Annotated in this window: 24 protein-coding genes and 1 tRNA gene; 4 read left to right on the forward strand and 21 right to left on the reverse strand. The window is 35.5% G+C overall.

Translation table 11 applies throughout. The features are described 5' to 3' along the window. Positions 1-115: 115 nt before the first annotated feature. The 17 genes from FW778_RS07620 to FW778_RS07700 form a co-directional block, all read right to left on the reverse strand. Positions 116-853: an isoprenyl transferase gene (locus tag FW778_RS07620; RefSeq protein ID WP_150414003.1), complete on the reverse strand. Its 738-nt coding sequence runs from the start codon at positions 851-853 to the stop codon at positions 116-118. Between the two features lie 202 nt (positions 854-1,055). After that, a complete protein-coding gene (porG, locus tag FW778_RS07625; protein WP_150414004.1) occupies positions 1,056-1,880 on the reverse strand; it encodes a type IX secretion system protein PorG in 825 nt (274 codons plus the stop codon). A gap of 86 nt (positions 1,881-1,966) precedes the next feature. Further along, positions 1,967-2,842 (reverse strand): NAD kinase, encoded by an 876-nt coding sequence (locus tag FW778_RS07630; RefSeq protein WP_150414005.1) that lies wholly within the window; start codon positions 2,840-2,842, stop codon positions 1,967-1,969. A gap of 193 nt (positions 2,843-3,035) precedes the next feature. Next, positions 3,036-3,698, reverse strand: a complete 663-nt coding sequence (locus FW778_RS07635; RefSeq protein ID WP_150414006.1) for a CBS domain-containing protein — start codon at positions 3,696-3,698, stop codon at positions 3,036-3,038. Between the two features lie 59 nt (positions 3,699-3,757). Then, positions 3,758-4,537, reverse strand: coding sequence for an alpha/beta fold hydrolase (locus FW778_RS07640; protein ID WP_150414007.1), 780 nt, complete (start codon positions 4,535-4,537; stop codon positions 3,758-3,760). A gap of 103 nt (positions 4,538-4,640) precedes the next feature. Continuing rightward, positions 4,641-5,177 carry a CvpA family protein gene (locus FW778_RS07645; protein WP_150414008.1) on the reverse strand — a complete coding sequence of 179 codons (537 nt, stop codon included), beginning with the start codon at positions 5,175-5,177 and terminating at the stop codon, positions 4,641-4,643. 68 nt (positions 5,178-5,245) lie between these two features. Beyond that, positions 5,246-5,701: a GatB/YqeY domain-containing protein gene (locus tag FW778_RS07650; protein ID WP_150414009.1), complete on the reverse strand. Its 456-nt coding sequence runs from the start codon at positions 5,699-5,701 to the stop codon at positions 5,246-5,248. A gap of 64 nt (positions 5,702-5,765) precedes the next feature. After that, a complete protein-coding gene (gene gldC / locus FW778_RS07655; RefSeq protein WP_150414010.1) occupies positions 5,766-6,110 on the reverse strand; it encodes a gliding motility protein GldC in 345 nt (114 codons plus the stop codon). Positions 6,111-6,180: 70 nt separating this feature from the next. Next, positions 6,181-7,305, reverse strand: a complete 1,125-nt coding sequence (locus tag FW778_RS07660) for a glycosyltransferase family 4 protein (protein ID WP_150414011.1) — start codon at positions 7,303-7,305, stop codon at positions 6,181-6,183. 71 nt (positions 7,306-7,376) lie between these two features. Continuing rightward, positions 7,377-8,642, reverse strand: coding sequence for a hemolysin family protein (locus FW778_RS07665; RefSeq protein ID WP_150414012.1), 1,266 nt, complete (start codon positions 8,640-8,642; stop codon positions 7,377-7,379). Positions 8,643-8,683: 41 nt separating this feature from the next. Continuing rightward, positions 8,684-9,262 (reverse strand): guanylate kinase, encoded by a 579-nt coding sequence (gene gmk, locus FW778_RS07670; protein ID WP_150414013.1) that lies wholly within the window; start codon positions 9,260-9,262, stop codon positions 8,684-8,686. A gap of 55 nt (positions 9,263-9,317) precedes the next feature. Then, positions 9,318-10,622 (reverse strand): UDP-N-acetylglucosamine 1-carboxyvinyltransferase, encoded by a 1,305-nt coding sequence (gene murA, locus FW778_RS07675; RefSeq protein WP_150414014.1) that lies wholly within the window; start codon positions 10,620-10,622, stop codon positions 9,318-9,320. A gap of 94 nt (positions 10,623-10,716) precedes the next feature. Continuing rightward, the gene (locus FW778_RS07680; protein WP_235906136.1) at positions 10,717-11,424 is read right to left on the reverse strand and encodes a DUF4290 domain-containing protein; all 708 of its coding nucleotides are present in this window, start codon (positions 11,422-11,424) and stop codon (positions 10,717-10,719) included. A 61-nt stretch (positions 11,425-11,485) separates the two neighbouring features. Further along, on the reverse strand, positions 11,486-11,926 hold the full coding sequence (locus FW778_RS07685; RefSeq protein ID WP_150414015.1) for a VanZ family protein: 441 nt from the start codon (positions 11,924-11,926) through the stop codon (positions 11,486-11,488). Next, positions 11,895-12,272, reverse strand: coding sequence for a glycine cleavage system protein GcvH (gcvH, locus tag FW778_RS07690; protein WP_150414016.1), 378 nt, complete (start codon positions 12,270-12,272; stop codon positions 11,895-11,897). Before gcvH ends, FW778_RS07685 begins: the two co-directional genes overlap by 32 nt. A 62-nt stretch (positions 12,273-12,334) precedes the next feature. Then, positions 12,335-13,006, reverse strand: a complete 672-nt coding sequence (locus tag FW778_RS07695) for a peptidylprolyl isomerase (RefSeq protein ID WP_150414017.1) — start codon at positions 13,004-13,006, stop codon at positions 12,335-12,337. A gap of 6 nt (positions 13,007-13,012) precedes the next feature. Then, positions 13,013-13,375 (reverse strand): hypothetical protein, encoded by a 363-nt coding sequence (locus FW778_RS07700; protein ID WP_150414018.1) that lies wholly within the window; start codon positions 13,373-13,375, stop codon positions 13,013-13,015. A 120-nt stretch (positions 13,376-13,495) separates the two neighbouring features. Between FW778_RS07700 and serS the strand changes: the two genes are divergently transcribed. After that, positions 13,496-14,788, forward strand: a complete 1,293-nt coding sequence (gene serS, locus FW778_RS07705; protein WP_150414019.1) for a serine--tRNA ligase — start codon at positions 13,496-13,498, stop codon at positions 14,786-14,788. Positions 14,789-15,008: 220 nt separating this feature from the next. Beyond that, positions 15,009-17,450 carry a TonB-dependent receptor gene (locus FW778_RS07710; RefSeq protein WP_150414020.1) on the forward strand — a complete coding sequence of 814 codons (2,442 nt, stop codon included), beginning with the start codon at positions 15,009-15,011 and terminating at the stop codon, positions 17,448-17,450. Between the two features lie 257 nt (positions 17,451-17,707). Here the strand turns inward: FW778_RS07710 and FW778_RS07715 are convergent, their stop codons facing one another. Continuing rightward, complete coding sequence (locus tag FW778_RS07715; protein ID WP_150414021.1) at positions 17,708-17,893, reverse strand: hypothetical protein; 186 nt, start codon at positions 17,891-17,893, stop codon at positions 17,708-17,710. Positions 17,894-18,059: 166 nt separating this feature from the next. Between FW778_RS07715 and FW778_RS07720 the strand changes: the two genes are divergently transcribed. Further along, positions 18,060-18,254 carry a hypothetical protein gene (locus FW778_RS07720; RefSeq protein WP_150414022.1) on the forward strand — a complete coding sequence of 65 codons (195 nt, stop codon included), beginning with the start codon at positions 18,060-18,062 and terminating at the stop codon, positions 18,252-18,254. 940 nt (positions 18,255-19,194) lie between these two features. Next, on the forward strand, positions 19,195-19,629 hold the full coding sequence (locus tag FW778_RS07725; protein ID WP_150414023.1) for a hypothetical protein: 435 nt from the start codon (positions 19,195-19,197) through the stop codon (positions 19,627-19,629). Positions 19,630-19,746: 117 nt separating this feature from the next. Here the strand turns inward: FW778_RS07725 and FW778_RS07730 are convergent. The 3 genes from FW778_RS07730 to hflX form a co-directional block, all read right to left on the reverse strand. After that, a tRNA-Asn gene (locus FW778_RS07730) sits at positions 19,747-19,820 on the reverse strand. 77 nt (positions 19,821-19,897) lie between these two features. Continuing rightward, positions 19,898-20,257, reverse strand: coding sequence for a Rieske (2Fe-2S) protein (locus tag FW778_RS07735; RefSeq protein WP_150414024.1), 360 nt, complete (start codon positions 20,255-20,257; stop codon positions 19,898-19,900). A 64-nt stretch (positions 20,258-20,321) separates the two neighbouring features. After that, complete coding sequence (hflX, locus tag FW778_RS07740; protein WP_150414025.1) at positions 20,322-21,512, reverse strand: GTPase HflX; 1,191 nt, start codon at positions 21,510-21,512, stop codon at positions 20,322-20,324. Positions 21,513-21,597 lie beyond the last annotated feature (85 nt).

Raw genomic sequence — 21,597 nt, forward strand, 5'->3', positions numbered from 1 at the left:
TCTTTTTTTATAAGGCGGCAAGATAAAATCAATTAATTAAAAGTATTTGTTAAATCCCCCATATTATAAGGGGTTGAGGATGATTAAAAAAATAGGTAAATGAATAGATGAAATATTAAAGTTGTTCGCTTGTTTTACCAAATCGCCTTTCCCGGTTCTGGAAACTGAATATTGCTTCATATAAATTTTCCTTTCTAAAGTCCGGCCAAAGCGTATCGGTAAAATACAATTCACTATAGGCAAGTTGATATAATAAAAAATTGCTGATACGAAATTCTCCGCTTGTTCTGATCATCAGTTCAGGATCCGGAAAGTCAGCCGTACATAAATGTTGATTAAAAACATCATGATTTATATCTCCAGGCTCAAGCATATTATTTTTAACTTCAACAGCAATATTTTTTACAGCTTCAATAATTTCCCAACGGCTGCTGTAGCTTAAGGCCATTATGAGGTTGAGGCCTGTATTATTTTTTGTAGCATCACATGCTTCTTCAAGTTCGTTTCTTGCGGCCGCGGGCAACATTTTTATATTGCCAATAACATGCAATTTGATATTATTTTTATTAAGTGTGGATACCTCCTGTTTTATAGTTTGAACTAAGAGTTCCATTAGACCAGTCACTTCGTCTTGCGGCCTGTCCCAGTTTTCGGTACTAAACGCATAAAGCGTAAGATACCCAATGCCTAACTCAGCGCATCCCTCAACAATGTTTCTAACACTTTCTACTCCGCTATAATGGCCGAATAACCTTTCCTGTCCTTTTTCTTTTGCCCATCTTCCATTTCCATCCATAATTATGGCAATGTGCCTTGGCAGCTTTTCAACATCTAATTTTTCTTTCAGGCTCATATTGTTTTAAAATAACCAAGTCAGGCGAAAGGGGGCCTGACTTGGGTGGCAAAAATAAGGAAATAGTTCAAACCTCAGAGTAGTTAATCTTTCTTATTTCATTTATATGATGTGTTTATAAATGCCGATAAATACAAATAAGAAAAGATTTTTCACACTGAAGAACCTTCGAGAATTTTTAAGGAATAAAGCGATTAACAAATCAGCGTGCGGTAGGGCAGCGATAAGAAGTTAAATTAAAAGAGATACCAATCTCTGCGATTGCATATTGGTCTTTTTGTTTGCTAAATCCACGTTGCCGGCCTTCAACTCCAATAGGAGTACCGAGTTCATAAGACCTGTCCTGGAGCTGCGCAGCAACAGACGATATCGGAAATTTATCAATACCTACGTACGTTGTACTAACATCATCAATATAATCTGTTGTTGTAAAACGGTGGGCAATTTCGAAAGAAATATTTACTTTATCAGTTACAGCATATTTAACACCAAAGCCAATCGGGATACAAACTGCCATAGTTCCATAAGCTTTCCTTCCTTTATAAAAAGTTTCACCTTCTGTATTTAATGGCCGTAAATAATATTTTTGGCCGGCCAGGTAAGCATAGGGATCATAGCTAAATACGCCCACTCCCACTGTAGCGTACGGAGTAAAACTATGTTGCGGGTCTGAAGGAACAAATTTGAAAAAATTAAAATCTCCCCTTAAAGCAATTTCAAAAATATTGGTATTAAAACTAAGATTTCTGCGGCGCTGGTATTCATTTTGGCTATATTGATCGCTGTACCCAAGTTTGGCAAAATGTGCAGTTAATCGAATACCTGCATAATTATTTAATTGCTTTCTAAAAAAACCACCTAACGCAATTTTAGGTCGGTTAATTGCTGCCCGGTTATTGAGATCTCCAAAATAATGTGCGGCGCCTACCGTTATGCCATATTCCCCTTCCTGAACAATTTCATATTGTGCGCTCACTTTAGTCTGAAACAAAGTAATAATTACGAGGGTTACCAAAAAATTTTTCATAACGGGTGCCAAATAATTGTATTAAACATAGTTGCTAAAACGAAGAAACACTCTTTTCATTACATACACAAGTTAAAAATTTGCCATTAATTTCTTTTATCAAGCCCCCACGATAATTTGTTGCGCAATGTTTGCAAAAAATTATTTTCGTTAAGGCGTACCAGGTTTATATTAAAAGTTTCTTTGCGTATTGCCAGCAATACTTCTTTTGTAACTATTTCACGCCGGCTATCCAGTGTACACAAAAACCCATCGGTTCGTCCTTCTACTTCAAAAGAAAGAACTGTATTATCAGGAACAACGAGTGGCCTTATATTTAAATTGTGTGGCGAAACCGGGGTTATAACAAAACTCGCAGACTCTGGAAAAACCACAGGTCCGTTACAACTTAATGAATATCCCGTGGAACCTGTGGGCGTAGATACAATGAGGCCATCGGCCCAATACGTATTTAAAAATTCACCATTTAAGTAGGTATGAATTTTAATCATAGGCGAGGTATCTTTCTTATGAATTGTAAATTCATTTAGCGCATACGCTACACCGTTAAATAACGGCATATTTGCGTCCAGGTGAAGCAATGTTCTTTTATCGTTCATAAAAGTACGTTGTACTAATGCCTTTACCGCAATATGTAATTCATCTTTACCAATGCTTGCCAGGAAACCAAGGCGTCCGTAATTTATTCCCAAAACGGGAATGCCTTTATCTCCAACAAATGTTATTGCGTCCAATAAAGTGCCATCTCCTCCAAGACTTATGAGAAAGTCAATGTCTTCAAGATCTTCCGGACAATTAAATGTTGAATATTTATTGGATATATCAATTGAAGAATAAAACTGGTTAAAAAAATTCTGGAATACAACAGGTTCAATTTTATAATAAGCTAACTCCGCAAGTAGTAATTTAAGGCCTTCCTGCTGTCTGGCCTCTAATCCACGACTATAAATTGCTATCCTCATGTTTTTTACCAAAATTCTTGTACGTAACCTGTTAAATGATAAACTACCTATGTAAAAATAAACCCTTTTGATTTAACCGTTTTAACTGTATTTGAAGCTTAGGATAATTGGCAGCAATTTAGATTGGCAACACCTTGCTCTACGCAGGGTTACAGTAAATTATAATTTATAATTGATGGAAGTAATTGATTCTTTATATGTCAAGATAATTCATAAGGTGCCGGTAATTGTTGTCAATTTCATTTTCAAACAATTGTTCACCGGAGTAGTAAGAGATTGTATATTCATATCTCTCAAAAGCTGCAATAATCACAGAAATTTCCTTTTTATTAAGGTGAATAGTAATTTGTATTAAAGAAGTATCAGGTTTAATGGTAATATTTAAATGAAGAATTACTGCGCCATCACTTTCAACAATCCTGCTTATTTCAGAAATTGAAAAATTACTGCGTTCCATTTCGAGTACAATAACAGCACCCGGTTCGTTTGCCCCGGAAAAATTTCCTAAGGCAGCGAGTAATTGCTGTCCCGCAATAGTTCCTACAAACTCGTTGGTTTCAGTAACCACAGGAATTACATTTGTATGGTATTGATTGCTTATTGTAACCGCATCTAAAAAATGCTTATTAGAATTAACTGATGCTGGGATAAAATCATTTTGAAAAAACTCAATTGGAATTTTTTTATTTTCTTCATCCAATAAATCATCTTCGCTAATCATCCCAAGGTATTTTTCTTCGGATACGACAGGTAAGTGAGTCATTTTAAAATCACTCATTAACTGCAAAGCTTTTGAAACCGTGTCAGTCAATTGCAATTGTGGCAAAATAGTATTAATGAGCTCTTGCGCTAACATGATATTGACTTCATTAAAATGTCAGAAAATAAAGATCGATATTATACAGACAAAAAAAACTAGTGAACTGTTGCAGCAGGCACCTTTAATTTTGAAATAAATCCACTTAGTATTTTGTTAAACTCATCAGGAACTTCCATCATGGGTGCATGCCCGCATTTATCAATAAAATGAAGCTCACTGTTTGGAATTAGCTTGTGAAATTCCTTGGCAACAAATGGTGGAGTAATAGTATCATTATTCCCCCAAATTAAACAGGTTGGCTGTTTTATCTGGCTTATTTCTTCGCCAAGATTATTGCGAATGGCAGACTTAGCCAATGAAATTATTTTAATAACTTTAATCCTGTTGTTGGTTATTTCAAAACATTCGTTCACCAATTCTTCAGTTGCCATTGCGGGATCATAAAAAGTAAGCTGTGTTTTTTTCCTGATATATTCTTTGTCTCCGCGCTTCGGATAACTATCGCCCATGCCGTTCTCAAAAAGGCCTGAACTCCCGGTAAGAATAAGCGACTTTATACGCTCCGGATGTTTTAAAATATAAACAAGCGCTACGTGGCCTCCTAATGAATTACCTAACAGGTGAATTTTGTTATAATCGCGGGTCTCAATAAATTTATAAACAAATTTTTGAAGGCCACCAACAGTAGTATGCAATAAATCAAGCTCAAAAAGGGGAAGCATTGGTACAATAACCTTATTGGTCTTTCTGAAATATTCAATGAGATGTTCAAAATTGCTCAAAGCCCCAAAAAGCCCATGTAATAAGACAAGAGGTTCACCTTCTCCCTCTTCAATAAATTTAAACTTACCGTCTTGTTGAATATTATATTCCATTGATGCGCTCTGGCGAATTTGTGGTTTTACATGCAGCTATATAATGCTAAAATAAATGTTTCTATGCAAAAAAATAACGAAATAATATTTGAACATCATTTAATTAGGCAGATTTTTGTACCAGGCTTCCAAAAAAACTTTCTAATTGCAAGAACATATCCTTAAAAAAAGGTATGATCCTGCCAAGATTATTAATCACTTTTGGTCCCCAGGGAGATACATATTTATAAACAAAAGAACTCTCAATTACATCTGGTTTTAACACCAAAATCTTTTCAGCAAAAAATAATATTACACTAAATATTATTGTATAAATGATAATAAAAAGAACCATGCCTCCTAACCGGTCCAACCACCCCAACATCGCAAGGTCAATAGTTTTTTTTATTAGCCTTGCGCCTAAACTTACCAGTAAAATTACCACAATAAAAACTAAAAGGAACGAAATGAAGGGTAACCATTTGGTAGCTGATGTAACATTTTTACTTAAGTATTCGGCAACAACTGCGGAAAGTTTTAACGCCGCAGCAAGCCCTATTATAAAAGCCAGCAAAGAAAAAATACCTACTATAAATCCTTTACTTAGCCCTTTAAATATAGCAACAATCATTACCAATATAAATGCAACATCGATTACCATAAAATCATTTTCATTTATAAAGTATGATGTTACGAACTAAAGAATTCAGCGGGGCAACGCAATTAAAATTACTTTGAGGCAAGAATTTCTTTTACAATAGCTGCAATGGTTTTTCCATCTGCTTTACCGCCAAGTTGCTTATTGGCCATGCCCATTACTTTACCCATATCGGCTTGTGAAGTTGCGCCGGTTTCTTTTATAATAGTAGCAATAACTTCCCGCAATTCTTCCTCGCTCATTTGCTTTGGCAAAAATTTTTCTATTACTTCAATTTCTTCTTTTTCTTTTTCAGCAAGATCCTCGCGGTTTTGCTTGTCATAAATTTCTAAAGATTCTTTCCGTTGCTTCACTAACTTCTGAAGCAATTTTATTTCATCGTCATTTTTAATCTCACCGCTAAATCCTTCTGAAGTTTTAAGGTTAATAATTGCAGCCTTAATTGCACGCAAAGACCTCAAGGATTTTTCATCCTTTGCAAGCATTGCACTTTTTAAGTCGGCCATTACTTTTTCTTCTAAACTCATTTTAGATTCAATTTAAAATTTAATAAATAATGTTTCCTTTTGTAACTACACGAATGATATTTTTTTATTTATTCTTTTCCTTTTCCAGCTCAATAAATTTTTTATGAAATTCAAGGGCAAAAGTCTTCATGTCATTGCTTAACACATCATATTTAGTGGCTCTTTGAAAAGTTTCGGCCATAGTTGTGAATACCTGGAAATAAAAATCAGCCATTTCATCCACCATCATATCTTTTGTCCAAAGATCAATGCGCAATGCAGATTTATCAATAGCATCCCAAAAGGCTATGAACATTGCTTTTGCTTTTTGAGGAGTATCAGCAGTGCTTCCACTGGCAGTCCATGTTATTTGTTGAGGAACTTTTTCGGCGTCCAACTGAACGGTGATATTTATATTTGATTCTGTCATAAAGGGTGCAAATTAATACTATTGAAGGGTTCAATAAAAATGATATTAATAAAATAGTTTGAAAATTTTTCTATGAAATAATTTTTTGAACATTTTTCCAAATGAGGTCTGATGTGATTTCCCAGCTAAATTTTTCCGCCCGAACTTTTCCTTTTTCAATCAATTCTTTTTTTAAATTTTCATCTTTAAATAGCAACATCATTTTTACAGCAATCTCTTTAAAATTTTTTGTATCGGCATACAACGCAGCGTCACCGCATATTTCAGACAAAGCACCGGTTGAAGAAGCGATAACAGGAACACCGCTTTTCATTGCTTCCAATGGTTGTGTTGCAAAGCTCTCATAGAGCGAAGGTTGTACCAAAGCATAAGCCGCCGCAGTTGTTTTCGCAAGTTCTCCAGTAGGCAGGTCTTTCAAAATTTTTACATCATTCTTAAATTTAAATAAACGCACGCTTTCAAAAAATTCCTCGTATTTCCATCCCCGCTTTCCTGCAATTAATAGTTGCATGCTACTTTTCTGTCTTTTTTTAAATGCTGAAAATGCTTTCAATAAATTAAGCAGATTTTTATCAGAACCAATTTCTCCTGTATAAACAAAATATTCATTCCCGTCGGTATATTTAGCCTTCACTTGTTCCCTTTCTTCGTAACTAATTTCTTTAAAATTTTCATTGATCCCTTCATACACAACTTCTATTTTATCAGCAGTTGTTTTGTATTGCATAATCAAATCGGTTTTGCAAAATTCTGAGACAGTAATAACCGTTTTAGATTTTTTTATACTTCGTCGTAAAAATGTTTTATAAAATAATAAATCATCTTTTTTTACAGATGATGCCTGGTGAATAAATGCAAGCTCATTAATGAAGACACATTGATGCACGTTGGTGAAAAGTGAAGCAATTCCATCGTAACTGATTAAAACATCAGCCTTGTATTTTCTTAATACTGCAGGAATTTTAATATTATACCATAAATAACGAAGGGCCGCACTTTTCTTTTGCATACCGATAGCTACATTGATTACTTTTTTAGAAGGTGTTAACCGATCATTTAATGCATTCTCGGAAATTAAAACAAACCTATGCTCAGGATGCAGCTTTATAATTCTGCCGACGGTTTCAAAAGCAAAATTTTCGTTTTCTTCTAATTCGTTTTTCCCGGTAACTTTTATATTAATTGCAATAACCATTGAGGAGGTAATATTTTATAGACTACCGATAAGGTTAAATGATGAAATCATTAGGAGAGCCCTGGAGAACATTATCTTAATACTTTAAGCTTTACCGTTTCTATACGTGTTTCGCTAACACTTAAAATATCAAACTGGTAATCGTCGATTATTATACGGTCTTTCTGCCGCGGAATAGATTCGTGTTGACTGATAATATAACCAGAGAGCGTTTCAGTTTCTTCATTTTTCCGGAACTCCATTTTATACTTTTCAATGAGGTAATCTAGTTCCAGCCGGCCACTCAAAATATATTCGTTTGCCGAAATCTGTTTATCAACAAATTCTTCATTAACATCATACTCGTCCCTGATGTCGCCAAAAATCTCTTCCAGCAAATCTTCCATTGTTACAATGCCTGCAGTGCCGCCAAACTCATCGATTACCCATGCAATACTTTTACGCTCTTTACTGAATTTATCAATAAGATCAGTGGCGCTCATACTCTCAGGAATGGTTGGTATTGGAAGTAACACCGATCTGAGGCTTTGAGGATTTCTAAACATGTCAAGCTGGTGAATATAACCCTGTATGTTGTCAATATTACCCTCGTACACAACCAGCTTGCTCAGCTTGGTTTCTATAAAACGAGCCTTTACTTCTGGAAGTGAAACATTAATATTAATTGATTCAATTTCTTTTCGCGGAATAAGACATTCTCTTACTTTTATATCTGATAACGACAAAACATTTTCGAATAATTCATTATTCATTTCTTCATTATCGTCCGTATCGTTCATCTTACTCTGCTGAATAAAATGTTCCAGGTCAATTTTAGTAAACGCGTCGTTCTTATTCTTGAGCTTTACATTAAAAATATATTTAAGCATCCACTCGGCAACATTTACAAAATAGGAAGCAACCCATGCAAACATCGAGTAAAAAAACTTTACAATAAACGTGATAATGCTACTGCCTGTTACCTCGTTATTTGTCGCACGAAAAAATGCTTTAAAAATAAACTCAACAAATAATAGCAATATGGTTGAGATAATTGTTTCAGCAGTCAGCTTTATAAAAGGGTTTTCAATACCCCAGTATTTCCATACACTGTTTAGTATGTTACTCCAGAGTAGACCATATATTACTGTTAAAATATTTAATGCTATAAGAGTAGTACCTATAAAACGGGTAGGGTTTTCCATAAATCCTGCCCATGTTCTGCCAGGATAGCTTCCTTGTTTTTTTCTTAATTCAATTGATAGCTTGCTTACAGAAACAAAGGCAATTTCTATTCCCGCAAAAAAACCGATAAGAATTAAAGATGCTGCAATAGCAATCAACGTTATCCAGTCCATATAACAAAAATATAAAAATGAAAACGAACCCTTGTTATAAATTACTCTTTCTCCAAAAATGTTGAAACTATATTTTCAGCTTCTAAACAGGCAGTTGTAAAATCTTTATTAACGATTACATTTTCAAAATGATTTTTAAACGTCATTTCAAAAGAAGATTTATCTACCCGGGCCTGCAACGATTCTTCAGTTTCTGAGCCACGTCCCTGGAGCCTTTTTCTTAATTCTTCAGAAGAAGGAGCCTGTATGAAAATTGCAATAGTATTTACAGGATATTGCTGTTGCACATGGATGGCACCCTGTACATCTATATCAAGTACGGGAACTTTTTTCAATTGCCAGATGCGTTCAATTTCAGACTTTAAGGTGCCGTAATATTTTCCTTCGTAAACCATTTCCCATTCAAGAAATTCTTTATGATGAATTTTTTCTCTGAAATCACTTTCAGAAATAAAATAATAATCTTCACCGTCCTTTTCATTATCACGTGGCTGTCTGGTTGTTGCCGACACGGAGAAAGCCAACTGTGAAAATTTTGTCATCAAATATTTTACGATAGAAGTTTTACCGGCTCCTGAAGGAGCGGTAATGAGGATGAGTTTATTATATTTTTTATCCATTTTTTACAAGGTTAATGCAAATAGCACAGTCACCTTTAATTGACTTATGATGTGCTTATTGCCTTACAATCCGGGCTCCCAGCTGTCTCAGTCTTTCATCAATATTTTGATAGCCTCTGTCAATTTGTTCAATATTCTGTATTACACTTTTCCCTTCTGCACTTAAAGCTGCAATCAGCAATGCAACGCCCGCTCTTATATCGGGGCTGCTCATCTGTATTCCTTTTAATTGATATTTTCTTTCAATTCCAATTACCACAGCTCTATGTGGATCGCACAAAACTATGTGCGCGCCCATTTCAATAATTTTATCTACAAAAAATAAGCGGCTCTCAAACATTTTTTGATGAATAAGAACGCTTCCCTTTGCTTGGGTAGCAACAACCAGCACTATGCTCAGCAAATCTGGTGTAAATCCCGGCCACGGGTGATCGGAAATAGTAAGAACGGATCCATCTAAAAATGTCTGCGCTTCATAAATCTCCTGTTCAGGAATATGGATGTCATCCCCAATAAAATTCATTTGAATTCCAAGTTGCTGAAATTTCTCCGGTATAATTCCTAAATGATTGATGCCGGCATTTTTTATTAAAATATCACTCTGTGTCATGGCCGCCAATCCAATAAAAGAACCGACTTCAATCATATCAGGAAGGATGGTATGTGTAGTTCCATGCAATTCCCTTACCCCTTCAATAACGATCATATTACTGGCGATACCGGAAATTTTGGCGCCCATACTACTCAACATTTTACAAAGCTGTTGTATGTATGGTTCGCACGCTGCGTTGTAAATAGTAGTTGTGCCTGTAGCCATCACCGCGGCCATGATAATATTAGCAGTTCCGGTTACGCTTGGTTCATCAAGCAGCATATCCGTTCCTTTAAGTTGCAAAGTTTTTAATAGAAAAAACGAGGCATCATCGTCATAGGCAAATTCAGCACCGAGTTTTTGAAATCCAATAATATGCGTATCTAATCTTCTACGCCCGATTTTATCTCCGCCCGGTTTTGGAACGTATGCTCTTTTAAACCTTGCCAGCATTGGCCCCGCCAGCATAACGCTGCCGCGTAAACGCCCGGTCATTTTTCTAAAAACCGGCGATGCGAGGTAATCAATATTTATATTGGCTGCATCAAAAATGCAGGTATGCCGGTTAATTCTTTCCACCGCTACTCCTAACCCTTCAAGTAGTTCAATTTGCAGGTTTACATCAATAATATCAGGTATGTTGTGAATAGTAATTTTTTCAGCAGACAGCAATACTGCAGAAATTACCTGCAGCGCTTCATTCTTAGCACCTTGTGGTGTTATTTCACCTTTTAATTTTTTCCCACCTGTAACTTCAAATAAACCCATTACAATTTATTTTTTCTTTAAGGAAAACAAAAATAAAACCCGGCAATATAAAAAAGCCGGGTTGCAAACTTATTTTTTATTTAATAAAAGTAGGTTAATATCTTTTTTTAGAAAACTTATTACGGTTGCTGCGATTATCTCTTCCGCCACCGCCCTGGTTATCTCTTCCCTGACTACGGTTACGGCCACCAAAATTTTTACGGTATTTTCCCACATTACTTACAAATTCTTCACGGCTGGTGTCAACCCTGTGTTTAATAAACGGACGATTGTTGAATTCAAGTTCTCCTTTTGTAATAGCGCTAAGTTCAGTTTGAATGTTATCATCATGCACCAGTTCCTTATGCCAGTTGCTATAAGTAAGCTTCATATAATAAGCAATAGCATTAGCAAATCCCTGGCGCTTTTCGCTATCTTCTTCTTTTAAAGCTTTATCAATAACTATTTCAATATTTTTTCCAAGATGATTATATCTCGGATATCTCTTTGGATAAGCTAATTGCTGCGGTTTGGCTTTTAAAGTTTCTCGTGTAGGTATGGGATAAGGACTATCAACATCCAGTTTAAAATCGCTTATTAAAAAAAGATGATCCCATAGCTTGTGACGGAAATCTTCTACGTTTTTTAAATGTGGATTTAAAAATCCCATCAGCTCAATAAGTGCATAAGCATTCTTTTGACGCTTTTCCCTGTCTTCCAGGGTTAAAACGTACTCAACCATTTTTTGTATATGACGACCGTACTCCCTTATTATAAGATGGTTTCGGGTAGTATTGTATTCCATGTTTTCAACATTTTCCATAAAGCAAATGTATTAATTTAAAACTTAGGCTGCAAGAATGAGGTTAAAATGTACTCCTTAATCACGCATTTTTGTGAGAACTTTTTACAAACCACTTCTTACAAAGCAAAAATGCCAGCAATACTCCAAATGAATCGGCAGCCCAATCAAGGAGGTCAAAGTCCCGGCTTATTACAAAGTATTTTTGAATAAATTCAATAGCTAATCCCCACATGCTGGCCGCTAACGCAATCTTTATAAAATAGTGTAGTCTTTTTTGTGCCGAAAAATCTGATTTATAAAAAGGCCAGCAAAATAAAAATGTGAGTCCACCAAACATCCCGGCATGTACCCATTTATCAAAATAAATTCCATCGAGCCAGCCTATCTGGGGCACATCTTTTCCGGGCATACAAGTAAGCACAAGCACAACAAAAAACCAGGCAATGCCTGGCAGGAATTTTTTTATAGAAATTTTTTGTAACGTCATATTAAGCCACAACTTTCTGGTAAGTTTCAGCATTCATAAGTTTATTCACGTCATCCACATTATCCACTTTCATTTTTATCATCCATCCTTCGCCATAAGGATCGGAATTGACTTTTTCCGGTTCGCTTTCCAGAAGCGGATTTATTTCTGTAATGGTTCCGGAAACGGGAAGAAATAAATCACTTACTGTTTTTACAGCTTCAACGGTTCCAAAGATTGCTTCTGCGGCGAGGGATTTTCCCTTAGTTTCTATTTCTACATACACGATATCGCCCAATTCGTGTTGCGCAAAGTCTGTAATGCCAACGGTGGCAGTGTCGCCGTCAAGTGATACCCATTCATGATCTTTTGTATAACGTAGATTTTCGGGAAAGGTCATATAACTTTTTTATTATTAATAAAATTAAATGCGTCGCAAATTAATATTTTCCGGTTAATGAATCATTTTAGTAAGGTTATTTTCATTCTTATATTTTTAAGAGGCCTGCTATTTTCATCAGTTGAGGCCTCAGCAATTTTATCAATTACGTCGAGGCCACTTATAACTTCGCCAAAAACTGTATAGTTCATGTCGAGGAAAGGGTCGCCTCCTATTGTTCTGTAAACAACCCGATGGTTTTCGGGAATTTTAATATGGACTTTTTCTTCCATTTTATCCATTTGGGCATCGTTATATCTTTTCCCATCAACAATATAAAATTGGGTCGAACTGCTTCGTTTTTGCGGATTGTCCGCGTCTGCTTCTCTTGCTGCAGCCAGTGCGCCTTTTTTATGAAATAATGAGCTATCAAACTCTGCTGGGATTGTGTATTTTGGTGAGCCTTCGCCCAGTAACTGCCCCTGCTTAGCATACTTACTTTCAGGATCTCCGCCCTGTATCATAAAGCCTTTAATAACCCGGTGAAATAAAAGGCTATCGTAAAAATGTTGCTTAATTAATTTTATAAAATTATCGCGATGCAATGGCGTTTTGTTATACAATTTTAAAACCATCGTTCCATAATCCGTGGTAATCATTACTTTTTGTTCTGATGCTTCCTTAACTGATGCTTTTTTAGAAGCAGAGCAAGACGCAATCAAAATTAAGATTACTATATAAAATATATTTCTCATGGTTTTTTAAAATTCAGCGAAGGAATTATTGACGTCTTCAAAGTAAAGTAATATATGATCTTTAAGAAAATTTTCCTGTTCGACTATATTGTATTGTGGCAATGATTTTAACTGTTGAAAATGAGGCCAGCCTTCTTCATCGTAGCTTTCAATTTTATAGTACCCGCTTTGAGCGAGCAACGAACATACAGCCACATGCATAAGATCCTGCTTTTGTTCTTTTGAAAATTTTTTCTTAAGATTTCTTACTTCTTGTACACCTATTAAAAACAGAATCGCTTCAACATCGGGTTTCTTCCCAAACTTATCCATGAATTTTTCTTCCAGTTTCCACCAGCGTGACTGCAGATCGTCTTTCGCATTTTGCATAGCCAAAATTAAATCAAAAAATATGCCCCGATACTTTTCTGTGTAATAAGAAGTTTAAAACAAAACCGGTGCAGTGAAGTCTCATTATATTTGCGCAATTCAATTTTAGAAAATTAGAAAATGTTACAGGTAAATTTTATTAAAAAAAATAAAGAAGAAGTTTTAGAAAGACTAGCGGTAAAAAATTTTTCACAGGTATCTCTTGTTGACCGGATTATTGAACTGGATGATGAAAGAAAAAAAATTCAATTTGAATTTGATGAAACACAATCTAAAATAAATACTGCTTCAAAAGATATTGGCCAGTTGATGGCGGCTGGTAAAAACGATTTAGCTGAAGAAAAAAAAACTGAGGTAGCAACGTTAAAATCTGCTTTACAACCTGTCAATGAAAAATTATCAGCGGTTGAAGAGAATCTCCGTAATGAATTAATAAAAATACCCAACCTTCCTCATGCTTCTGTACCAAAAGGAAAAACTCCTGAAGAAAACGAAGTGGTAAGAGAAGGTGGGGAAAAACCACTACTTGGTAAAGAAGCGGTACCCCATTGGGAACTGGCAAAAAAATATGATCTCATCAATTTTGAATTAGGTAATAAAGTAACCGGCAGCGGTTTTCCTTTTTATAAAAACAAGGGCGCAAAGCTGCAACGGGCACTTATACAATATTTCTTAGATTATAATACGGCCGCTGGTTACACAGAATATCAACCGCCCTTAATGGTGAATGAAGCCAGCGCTTACGGAACAGGCCAGTTGCCGGATAAAGAAGGACAAATGTATTTTGCCAATGCAGATAATTTTTACCTGATTCCTACGGCTGAAGTTCCCGTTACTAATATTTACCGGGATGAAATTGTAAATGAAAATGAATTGCCTTTAAAGATGACAGCTTACACACCCTGCTTTAGAAGAGAAGCGGGAAGCTATGGTAAAGATGTGCGTGGGCTAAATCGTTTACACCAGTTTGATAAAGTTGAAATAGTACAGCTTGTTCACCCCGATAAAAGCTATGAAGTGTTGGAAGAGATGGTAAGCCATGTAGAAAAGCTTTTACAAAGTCTTGAGCTTCCTTACCGCATTCTTCGTCTATGCGGCGGCGATATGAGCTTTGCATCTGCACTCACTTACGATTTTGAAGTGTATAGTGCTGCCCAGCAAAAATGGCTGGAAGTAAGCTCAGTAAGTAATTTCGAAAGTTTTCAAAGTAACCGCATGAAGATTCGGTTTAAACCCTCCTTGCAGGCAGGCCGAAACTCAGAAGGTAAAACACAACTTGTTCATACTTTAAACGGCTCTTCGTTAGCATTACCAAGAATAGTTGCTGCTTTGCTGGAGAACAAACAAACCAACCGGGAAATCGAATTACCAAAAGTTCTGCATAGTTATTTTGGCGGAGCAACCATTGAATAAGAGCTACTTTAAAGTAAAATATTTTCAACAATCTTATTCTTTAATTGATGCATTGAATATTTTTTTATAGCTAAATTGTTGCCTTAAGCACTTTCACGTCTTTATTTTTACCGTTCACACAGTGAAACTTCCAATTCATCTATATACTTCTTTTGCGGGCCAATATTAAAAATATTTTTGTGCCCCAAATTATTAATCCTACTAAAACGTAACGTCGATTATGAAACTAATAACAACATTAATTATACTTGTTTTTTCTGCTCAAGGTTTACTTGCACAAAATAATACCCAGGTTTCGGGCAAAATTGCAGGAGAAAATAATAGTCCCCTTTCATCTGCTACAGTTGTTTTATTGAAAGCTAAAGATTCCTCCCTGATTAAGAGTGCTGTAACTAATAGCAGTGGCATTTTTAAAATGATATCATTAAAACCGGGAAGCTATTTTATTTCTGCAACATCAGTTGGATACGAAAAAAATTCGTCTCCAATATTTACTATAACAGACGGCCAGGATTTTAATAGCCCTACAGTAACATTAACACGAATCAGCAAAGCGCTTTCAGGAGTTACCATCCAGGCAAAAAAACCTATGATTGAAGTGAGGGCAGATAAAACCGTTTTTAATGTAGAAAACAGCATCAATGCTACAGGGAGTAATGCGTTTGAGCTTTTGCAAAAATCGCCTGGCGTTACCACAGATAAAGATGATAATATTTCTATGCAGGGTAAAAACGGTGTAAAAATTTATATTGATGGTAAGCCGTCACAAATGTCCGGTGCTGATCTCGCCGCTTATCTGCGCTCAGTAAATTCTGCAGATATTGAATCCATTGAAATGATAACCAATCCCTCGGCAAAATATGATGCATCGGGCAATGCTGGTATTATTAATATTCGTTTGAAAAAGAATAAAAATTATGGTGCTAATGGAAACTTCGCAACAGGAGTTACATTTGGCCATACACCAAAATATAATAATTCATTAAGCTTAAATTACCGTAATAAAAAAATAAACATTTTCAGCAATTACAGTAATAACTATGGGCACTACAGAAACATATTCAACTTGTACAGAGTCCAAAATGACAGTACCTACGACCAGCACAGTATTAATCTGAATAATAATAAAAGTAACAACGTAAAAGCAGGTATAGATTATTCCATAAACACTAAAAATATTATCGGAGTAATGGTAACGGCAAATTTTAATAACAGCACTTCCAATACAAACAGCAACACCGTTATAAGTCCAAATAGTACCGGCACTCCCAACAGAATTTTATATGCAAGCAATGATCTGCCGGGCGATAGGAACAATGTAGATTATAATATCAATTATCACTTTGCTGATACCTCCGGAAGAACGTTAGATGTAGACGCAGATTTGGTAAACTTCAGACGCCGGGGAAGTAGTTATCAACCTAATTATTACAGGGATCCTTTTACAAACGCGTTATTAGACGAAAAAATTTACAGCAACAACACACCCACCAATATTGATATCTATACCGCGAAAATCGATTATGAACAACCTTTCTATAAAGGCAAGTTGGGATTTGGAGGAAAATTAACGGATGTAAAAACAAAGAATACTTTTGATTTTTATAACGTAAATGGCGGCATACCAGTGAAAGATATGGGCCGGAGTAATAAATTTAATTATGATGAAAATGTAAAAGCACTTTACGTTAATTACAACAGGTCATTAAGCAAAAAAACAACCATACAGGCAGGGGTTCGTATGGAAAATACCAAGAGTGAAGGCGATTTGATAAGTAATGTATCACAACCCGATAATACTGTAAAAAGAAATTATACCGACTTTTTTCCCAGTGGCGCAATAACCTATAAGCTGAATGAAAAGAACACTTTTAATTTAAACTACAGCAGGCGCATAGACCGTCCGGGTTATCAGGATCTGAATCCGTTTGAAGACAAACTGGATGAACTGACTTATCGTAAGGGGAATGCATTTTTAAATCCTCAATACACCAATAGCTTTCAATTATCTCATACCTTTTTGTACAAGTATGTTACCTCCATAAGTTACAGTCATATTAAAGATTATTTTGCCCAAATTATCGATACGGTGCAAAACAAAAGTTTTATTACTCAGAAGAATCTTGCGCAACAAAATATTTTCAGCTTAAACTTTAGCGCTCCTGTAACTATTACCAAATGGTGGAGCTCTTTTGCAACTTTAAATGCATACCACTCGGCTTACCTGGCAAATTTTGGTATTGGTAAAAAAATTAATGTAAACGTAGATGCATTATCAATTTATACACAACAGAGTTTTAGTATAAAGAAAGGACCAACCTTCGAGCTTTCGGGTTTTTACAATACGCCTTCCGTTTGGGGCGGCACGTTTAAAAGCTCTGCAATAGGATCTGTGGATGTAGGAGTGCAACAAAAATTATTTAAAGGCACGGGTACAATCAAAGTAAGTTTTACTGACGTTTTAAATACGTTACACTGGAAAGGAATAAGTGATTACGGAGGAAGCCACCTGGAGGCAAGCGGGCATTTTGAGAGTCAGCAATTAAAAATAAATTTTTCTTACAGATTTGGTAATAACCTTGTAAAAGCAGCCAGGCAGAGAAAGGCAGCAGCCGAAGATGAAAATAAAAGATTAAACAGCTCCGGAGGTATCGGCCAGTAAATCAGATCTTTACCTGTTGAAGAATAAGCAGCCATAACTTTAATTTATCAGCTTTTTTCAAAGCTTCTACTAACCTCTTTCTAAACATGTGAATTCATTGTTACGATCGGTGGATTCACTTGTTTACATGAACCCCTCTAACTTCAATAGCCGGTTAACAAGTTTCTTGGTTTTTCTTCATCGTCTATTATCAGTACTTTATTCATAGAAACAGTGCGGGTAATTATAAATAAAAGAGTAGGGAATTTAGCTCAAACTCAATCCCAATCATGTTCCTTCGCCTGTTGGTTTGCAATCCCGTTGAATCCGGTACTATCAACAACATTATTCCTAATATCCCCATGTGCCCCGACTGAGTGAATGCCCTTGAATGAATTACTTCCTATGCCTAGAAACTTGCCGGTGTCTCTTATGGTGATGAATTGGCCAAGATACTCAATCACCTTCCGAAATTGATTCGGAAGGCTGAACGTGAAGATGAAAAATTATTAGACCAACTGGGTGACAATTTACCAGACGATATGCCGGGGCATGATTCATTTTTTAGCCAAACTACAAATGAATCTCAGGAAATATTTAAAAACACTCTTACAGCAAAAATCAAAAAATATGAAAAGTAACATTGAAGAAAAATTTGATGAAACAATCCAAAAGATTATAGCTTTTGCTAAAGACAAAAATTATAGGGTAAAGGGATTGGCAGGTGTTCAAGGATTTGCCCTTAATGATGCCATCTGTGGCCTGCATACAATTGAAGCGCAACGTGCCGATAACAAGATAAAAATAGAACTGCACTTATTGTAGATGGACAGGTGGAATATGAAATGGGAAAACAAAGTAAAGCCGGTTGGATGCCCATCAATAAACCCGAAAAACAGGAAAAAGAATTAAAAAATTTTATTGATTCTGTGGTTTACCATTCATGGTGGGGTTTCATATAACCAAGTTAAATTCTGCATACTTATTAAATTTTATCAACTTTTAAAAAAAGGATAAAATAAGAAAGATAAGTTATCGTTTATTCATTGCTTACCTCTGTTCAACACACCCACAAATCCCTACCTTAAATGGTAGGGGTTTTCTTTTTATTGGATAGGTCTTAAATTTCCTAAGAAACAACCCGGCAAAATGAAAATGGATTTATCACTACTCACCTTTCCTGCATTTACAGTTGATTTGCCCACATCATAACAAAAACATCAATTCTAACCAGTAAGAATGAAAATGAGATAAAGGACCTGATTCAGTTCCATTGATAAATATGCAGGGTACCCCTGCCTTAGTACTTTTATTACTGCCTCCGCACCTATTACACAATTACTAAAATTTTTAGCCAATTCATACTAAAGTTATTATCTACATTTGTCTGCGTTGTTAAATATTTCGCCGAAATAGCTTGAAAGTAACTGCTAGCGTGTGTTACAGACATTGTAATAAACCTGTCCCAGTTACTTTTAAACCTTCAACCTACTTTTAGGCAACGATTTTCTTCACCCTAGGATTAGGGACTGGGTGAATGAATGAATCTAATTTTGATTAAATGGAACTTTTCTTATAACCTAATGCAAATCATAATAGATATATTTCCTGATTTACAACTGTGCCTTTGGACAGTAATTGGAATGATGGTATATGCATCTATTATTAGGTTTATTAATAATAAGAAAGAGTTTTAGATCTTACTCATATTGGGACATAAGCTGTATAGAGTTGTGCAATTTAATTTCCCTATATTGATTTCATTATGGATGTAAAGAAACAACCTTACTTTTTCAGTGATCAGAAATTTAAAGCGGATGTGGTTATATGGAAGGAATTATTAGACAAAAGTTTTAAAGCCGCTGAAAAGCTTGACGGAGATAAAATTGCCGGAAAAATATTGAATGAAGATAAATCTGAAGTGTTAATTGCATATTATTCCGCCGTCCTAGATGCCTACAATTCATTTTCACGTATGGCGAATACCATTTGCGAAAAAACGATACTTGACCAAACCCTACTTGCAGAATATTCATCGTTTACAATGCCAACCGATAAGGTGATACAATGCCAAATCTTTCAATATATACTTCCAGAATTATCAATGGAAGAACTCTTTCGCTTAGTTGAAATGCAAAATGAGACAGTCAACTCTGTTGTTGAATCGGTAAAAAAAATGGAAAAACAAGAAGAACTTTAAACTCACAAAATGAGTCTAATCTACTCAACATCCTTTACTTTATTGCACTTTTTATTGCACCACCTATAAAACAAAAGGGTTTCAACTCAATGGAACCCTTGCTACTACTTGTCAGAGCTCCCCCTTCAGGACTTGAACCTGAGACCCTCTGATTAACAGTCAGATGCTCTAACCAACTGAGCTAAGGAGGAATATCTATTAAGAATAAATCCGTAAAACGGGTGGCAAAAATAGCTATTTTTAATATGTTACAAAAATTGATTTAAAACTATTTTAACCAACTAAATAATCCTCCTTCTTCTATTCCCAAAAAAATACCGGCTTCCTTTATTTCAACAGGATAAATTTTTAAATAATATCCTTCGCCTGTTACATCTCTTCCATTATTAAAATTGAATGCATAACGATGTACCGGGCAAACAATATTTCCATTTTTATCGAGAAAACCTTCAGACATATTGCCCCCTGCATGAGGGCACTTTGCTGCACAGGCAGCAATACCATTTAAAGTTTTTACAACACAAATCTTTTTCCCTCCAACCTCAATCTGCAAAATATTATTTTCTCCGAATTGAAGTTCTCTTAATGCATCAGCTATTTTATACCATTTGTATTTCTTCTCATGCATAAACAAACATTTCTTCTTTTATGGTATTAAAAGGGTTAATTAACCTAATATTTTAGAATGCTGATTAATAAAAAAATTCAGCCTTATACGGATATCTTACCTGATACATTTTTCTGACGTTGTTTAAAACAGTTTGTCTTAATTCATCGATATTTATTTTTTCGGTAGCTGAAATAAAAACACAATTCCCTTCTGTTTGCGACTGCCATTTATCTTTTAATTCACGCAGCAAATCCTGTTTCACCTCAGGCTCCAACCATTCATCGAATGTTCGTTTTTCGTATTCATCCATTTTATTAAACACAATAATTACAGGCTTTTCGTCACTTTTTAATTCATGCAAAGTTTTATTCACTACTGCAAGCTGTTCTTCAAATTGAGGGTGAGAAATATCAACAACATGTAATAAAATATCCGCTTCTCTCACTTCATCCAAAGTGCTTTTAAAACTTTCAATAAGATGATGCGGCAGTTTTCTTATAAATCCTACTGTGTCGCTTAATAGAAACGGAGTGTGGCCAAGAACTACTTTTCTTGTTGTAGTATCAAGAGTTGCGAACAATTTGTTTTCGGCAAAAACATCACTCTTACTTAGCAGGTTCATAATTGTTGATTTACCAACATTCGTATAACCAACAAGTGCCACTCTTATAAATTCACCCCGGTCTTTACGCTGCGTAAATGCCTGTTTGTCTATTTCGTTTAACCGTCTACGTAAGAGGCTTATTTTTTCTTTTACGATACGCCTGTCCGTTTCAATTTCTGTTTCCCCGGGGCCGCGGCTTCCAATTCCGCCACCTTGCCTTTCAAGGTGTTTCCACATACCTTTTAGTCTTGGTAAAATATATTGATATTGTGCCAATTCCACCTGCACTTTCGCCTGCGCAGTTTTTGCCCTGGAGGCAAATATGTCAAGGATCAGATCGCTTCGGTCAATTGTTGTTACCTGCAATTCCTTTTCGATATTGGTAATTTGAGAGCCGGTAAGTTCATCATCAAATATGACAAGTCCCACATTTCTATGTGATACGTATTTTTTAATCTCTTCCAGCTTTCCTTTTCCTACAAATGTGCGACTGTCAGGGTGGGCAAGTTTTTGTGTAAAGATTTTAAGGGTGTTGGCTCCTGCGGTTTCAGCTAAAAATTTCAGCTCTTCCAGGTATTCAACTTCAAGTTCTTCTGTCTGGTTTTGCTGAATAACACCTACGAGCACTGCATCAATTGCTGAATCGTTTTTTATTTTCTTTTCTATCAAATGAAATATTTATAAGCAAAAATAACAAACGATTTGCTTAGCAGGTTTTAATAAAATTGAAGTGACAGTGAATTATAACAACTGG

It is taken from the genome of Ginsengibacter hankyongi (genome assembly GCF_008710285.1).
Taxonomy (GTDB): Bacteria; Bacteroidota; Bacteroidia; order Chitinophagales; family Chitinophagaceae; genus Ginsengibacter; species Ginsengibacter hankyongi.

What these genes read in the sequence shown, in the direction of transcription:
- FW778_RS07620 (WP_150414003.1), bottom strand. Translation starts at nt 853, where the DNA reads ATGAGCCTGAAAGAAAAATTAGATGTTGAAAAGCTGCCAAGGCACATT.
- porG (WP_150414004.1), bottom strand. Translation starts at nt 1,880, where the DNA reads ATGAAAAATTTTTTGGTAACCCTCGTAATTATTACTTTGTTTCAGACT.
- FW778_RS07630 (WP_150414005.1), bottom strand. Translation starts at nt 2,842, where the DNA reads ATGAGGATAGCAATTTATAGTCGTGGATTAGAGGCCAGACAGCAGGAA.
- FW778_RS07635 (WP_150414006.1), bottom strand. Translation starts at nt 3,698, where the DNA reads ATGTTAGCGCAAGAGCTCATTAATACTATTTTGCCACAATTGCAATTG.
- FW778_RS07640 (WP_150414007.1), bottom strand. Translation starts at nt 4,537, where the DNA reads ATGGAATATAATATTCAACAAGACGGTAAGTTTAAATTTATTGAAGAG.
- FW778_RS07645 (WP_150414008.1), bottom strand. Translation starts at nt 5,177, where the DNA reads ATGGTAATCGATGTTGCATTTATATTGGTAATGATTGTTGCTATATTT.
- FW778_RS07650 (WP_150414009.1), bottom strand. Translation starts at nt 5,701, where the DNA reads ATGAGTTTAGAAGAAAAAGTAATGGCCGACTTAAAAAGTGCAATGCTT.
- gldC (WP_150414010.1), bottom strand. Translation starts at nt 6,110, where the DNA reads ATGACAGAATCAAATATAAATATCACCGTTCAGTTGGACGCCGAAAAA.
- FW778_RS07660 (WP_150414011.1), bottom strand. Translation starts at nt 7,305, where the DNA reads ATGGTTATTGCAATTAATATAAAAGTTACCGGGAAAAACGAATTAGAA.
- FW778_RS07665 (WP_150414012.1), bottom strand. Translation starts at nt 8,642, where the DNA reads ATGGACTGGATAACGTTGATTGCTATTGCAGCATCTTTAATTCTTATC.
- gmk (WP_150414013.1), bottom strand. Translation starts at nt 9,262, where the DNA reads ATGGATAAAAAATATAATAAACTCATCCTCATTACCGCTCCTTCAGGA.
- murA (WP_150414014.1), bottom strand. Translation starts at nt 10,622, where the DNA reads ATGGGTTTATTTGAAGTTACAGGTGGGAAAAAATTAAAAGGTGAAATA.
- FW778_RS07680 (WP_235906136.1), bottom strand. Translation starts at nt 11,424, where the DNA reads ATGGAAAATGTTGAAAACATGGAATACAATACTACCCGAAACCATCTT.
- FW778_RS07685 (WP_150414015.1), bottom strand. Translation starts at nt 11,926, where the DNA reads ATGCTGAAACTTACCAGAAAGTTGTGGCTTAATATGACGTTACAAAAA.
- gcvH (WP_150414016.1), bottom strand. Translation starts at nt 12,272, where the DNA reads ATGACCTTTCCCGAAAATCTACGTTATACAAAAGATCATGAATGGGTA.
- FW778_RS07695 (WP_150414017.1), bottom strand. Translation starts at nt 13,006, where the DNA reads ATGAGAAATATATTTTATATAGTAATCTTAATTTTGATTGCGTCTTGC.
- FW778_RS07700 (WP_150414018.1), bottom strand. Translation starts at nt 13,375, where the DNA reads ATGCAAAATGCGAAAGACGATCTGCAGTCACGCTGGTGGAAACTGGAA.
- serS (WP_150414019.1), top strand. Translation starts at nt 13,496, where the DNA reads ATGTTACAGGTAAATTTTATTAAAAAAAATAAAGAAGAAGTTTTAGAA.
- FW778_RS07710 (WP_150414020.1), top strand. Translation starts at nt 15,009, where the DNA reads ATGAAACTAATAACAACATTAATTATACTTGTTTTTTCTGCTCAAGGT.
- FW778_RS07720 (WP_150414022.1), top strand. Translation starts at nt 18,060, where the DNA reads ATGAAAAGTAACATTGAAGAAAAATTTGATGAAACAATCCAAAAGATT.
- FW778_RS07725 (WP_150414023.1), top strand. Translation starts at nt 19,195, where the DNA reads ATGGATGTAAAGAAACAACCTTACTTTTTCAGTGATCAGAAATTTAAA.
- FW778_RS07735 (WP_150414024.1), bottom strand. Translation starts at nt 20,257, where the DNA reads ATGCATGAGAAGAAATACAAATGGTATAAAATAGCTGATGCATTAAGA.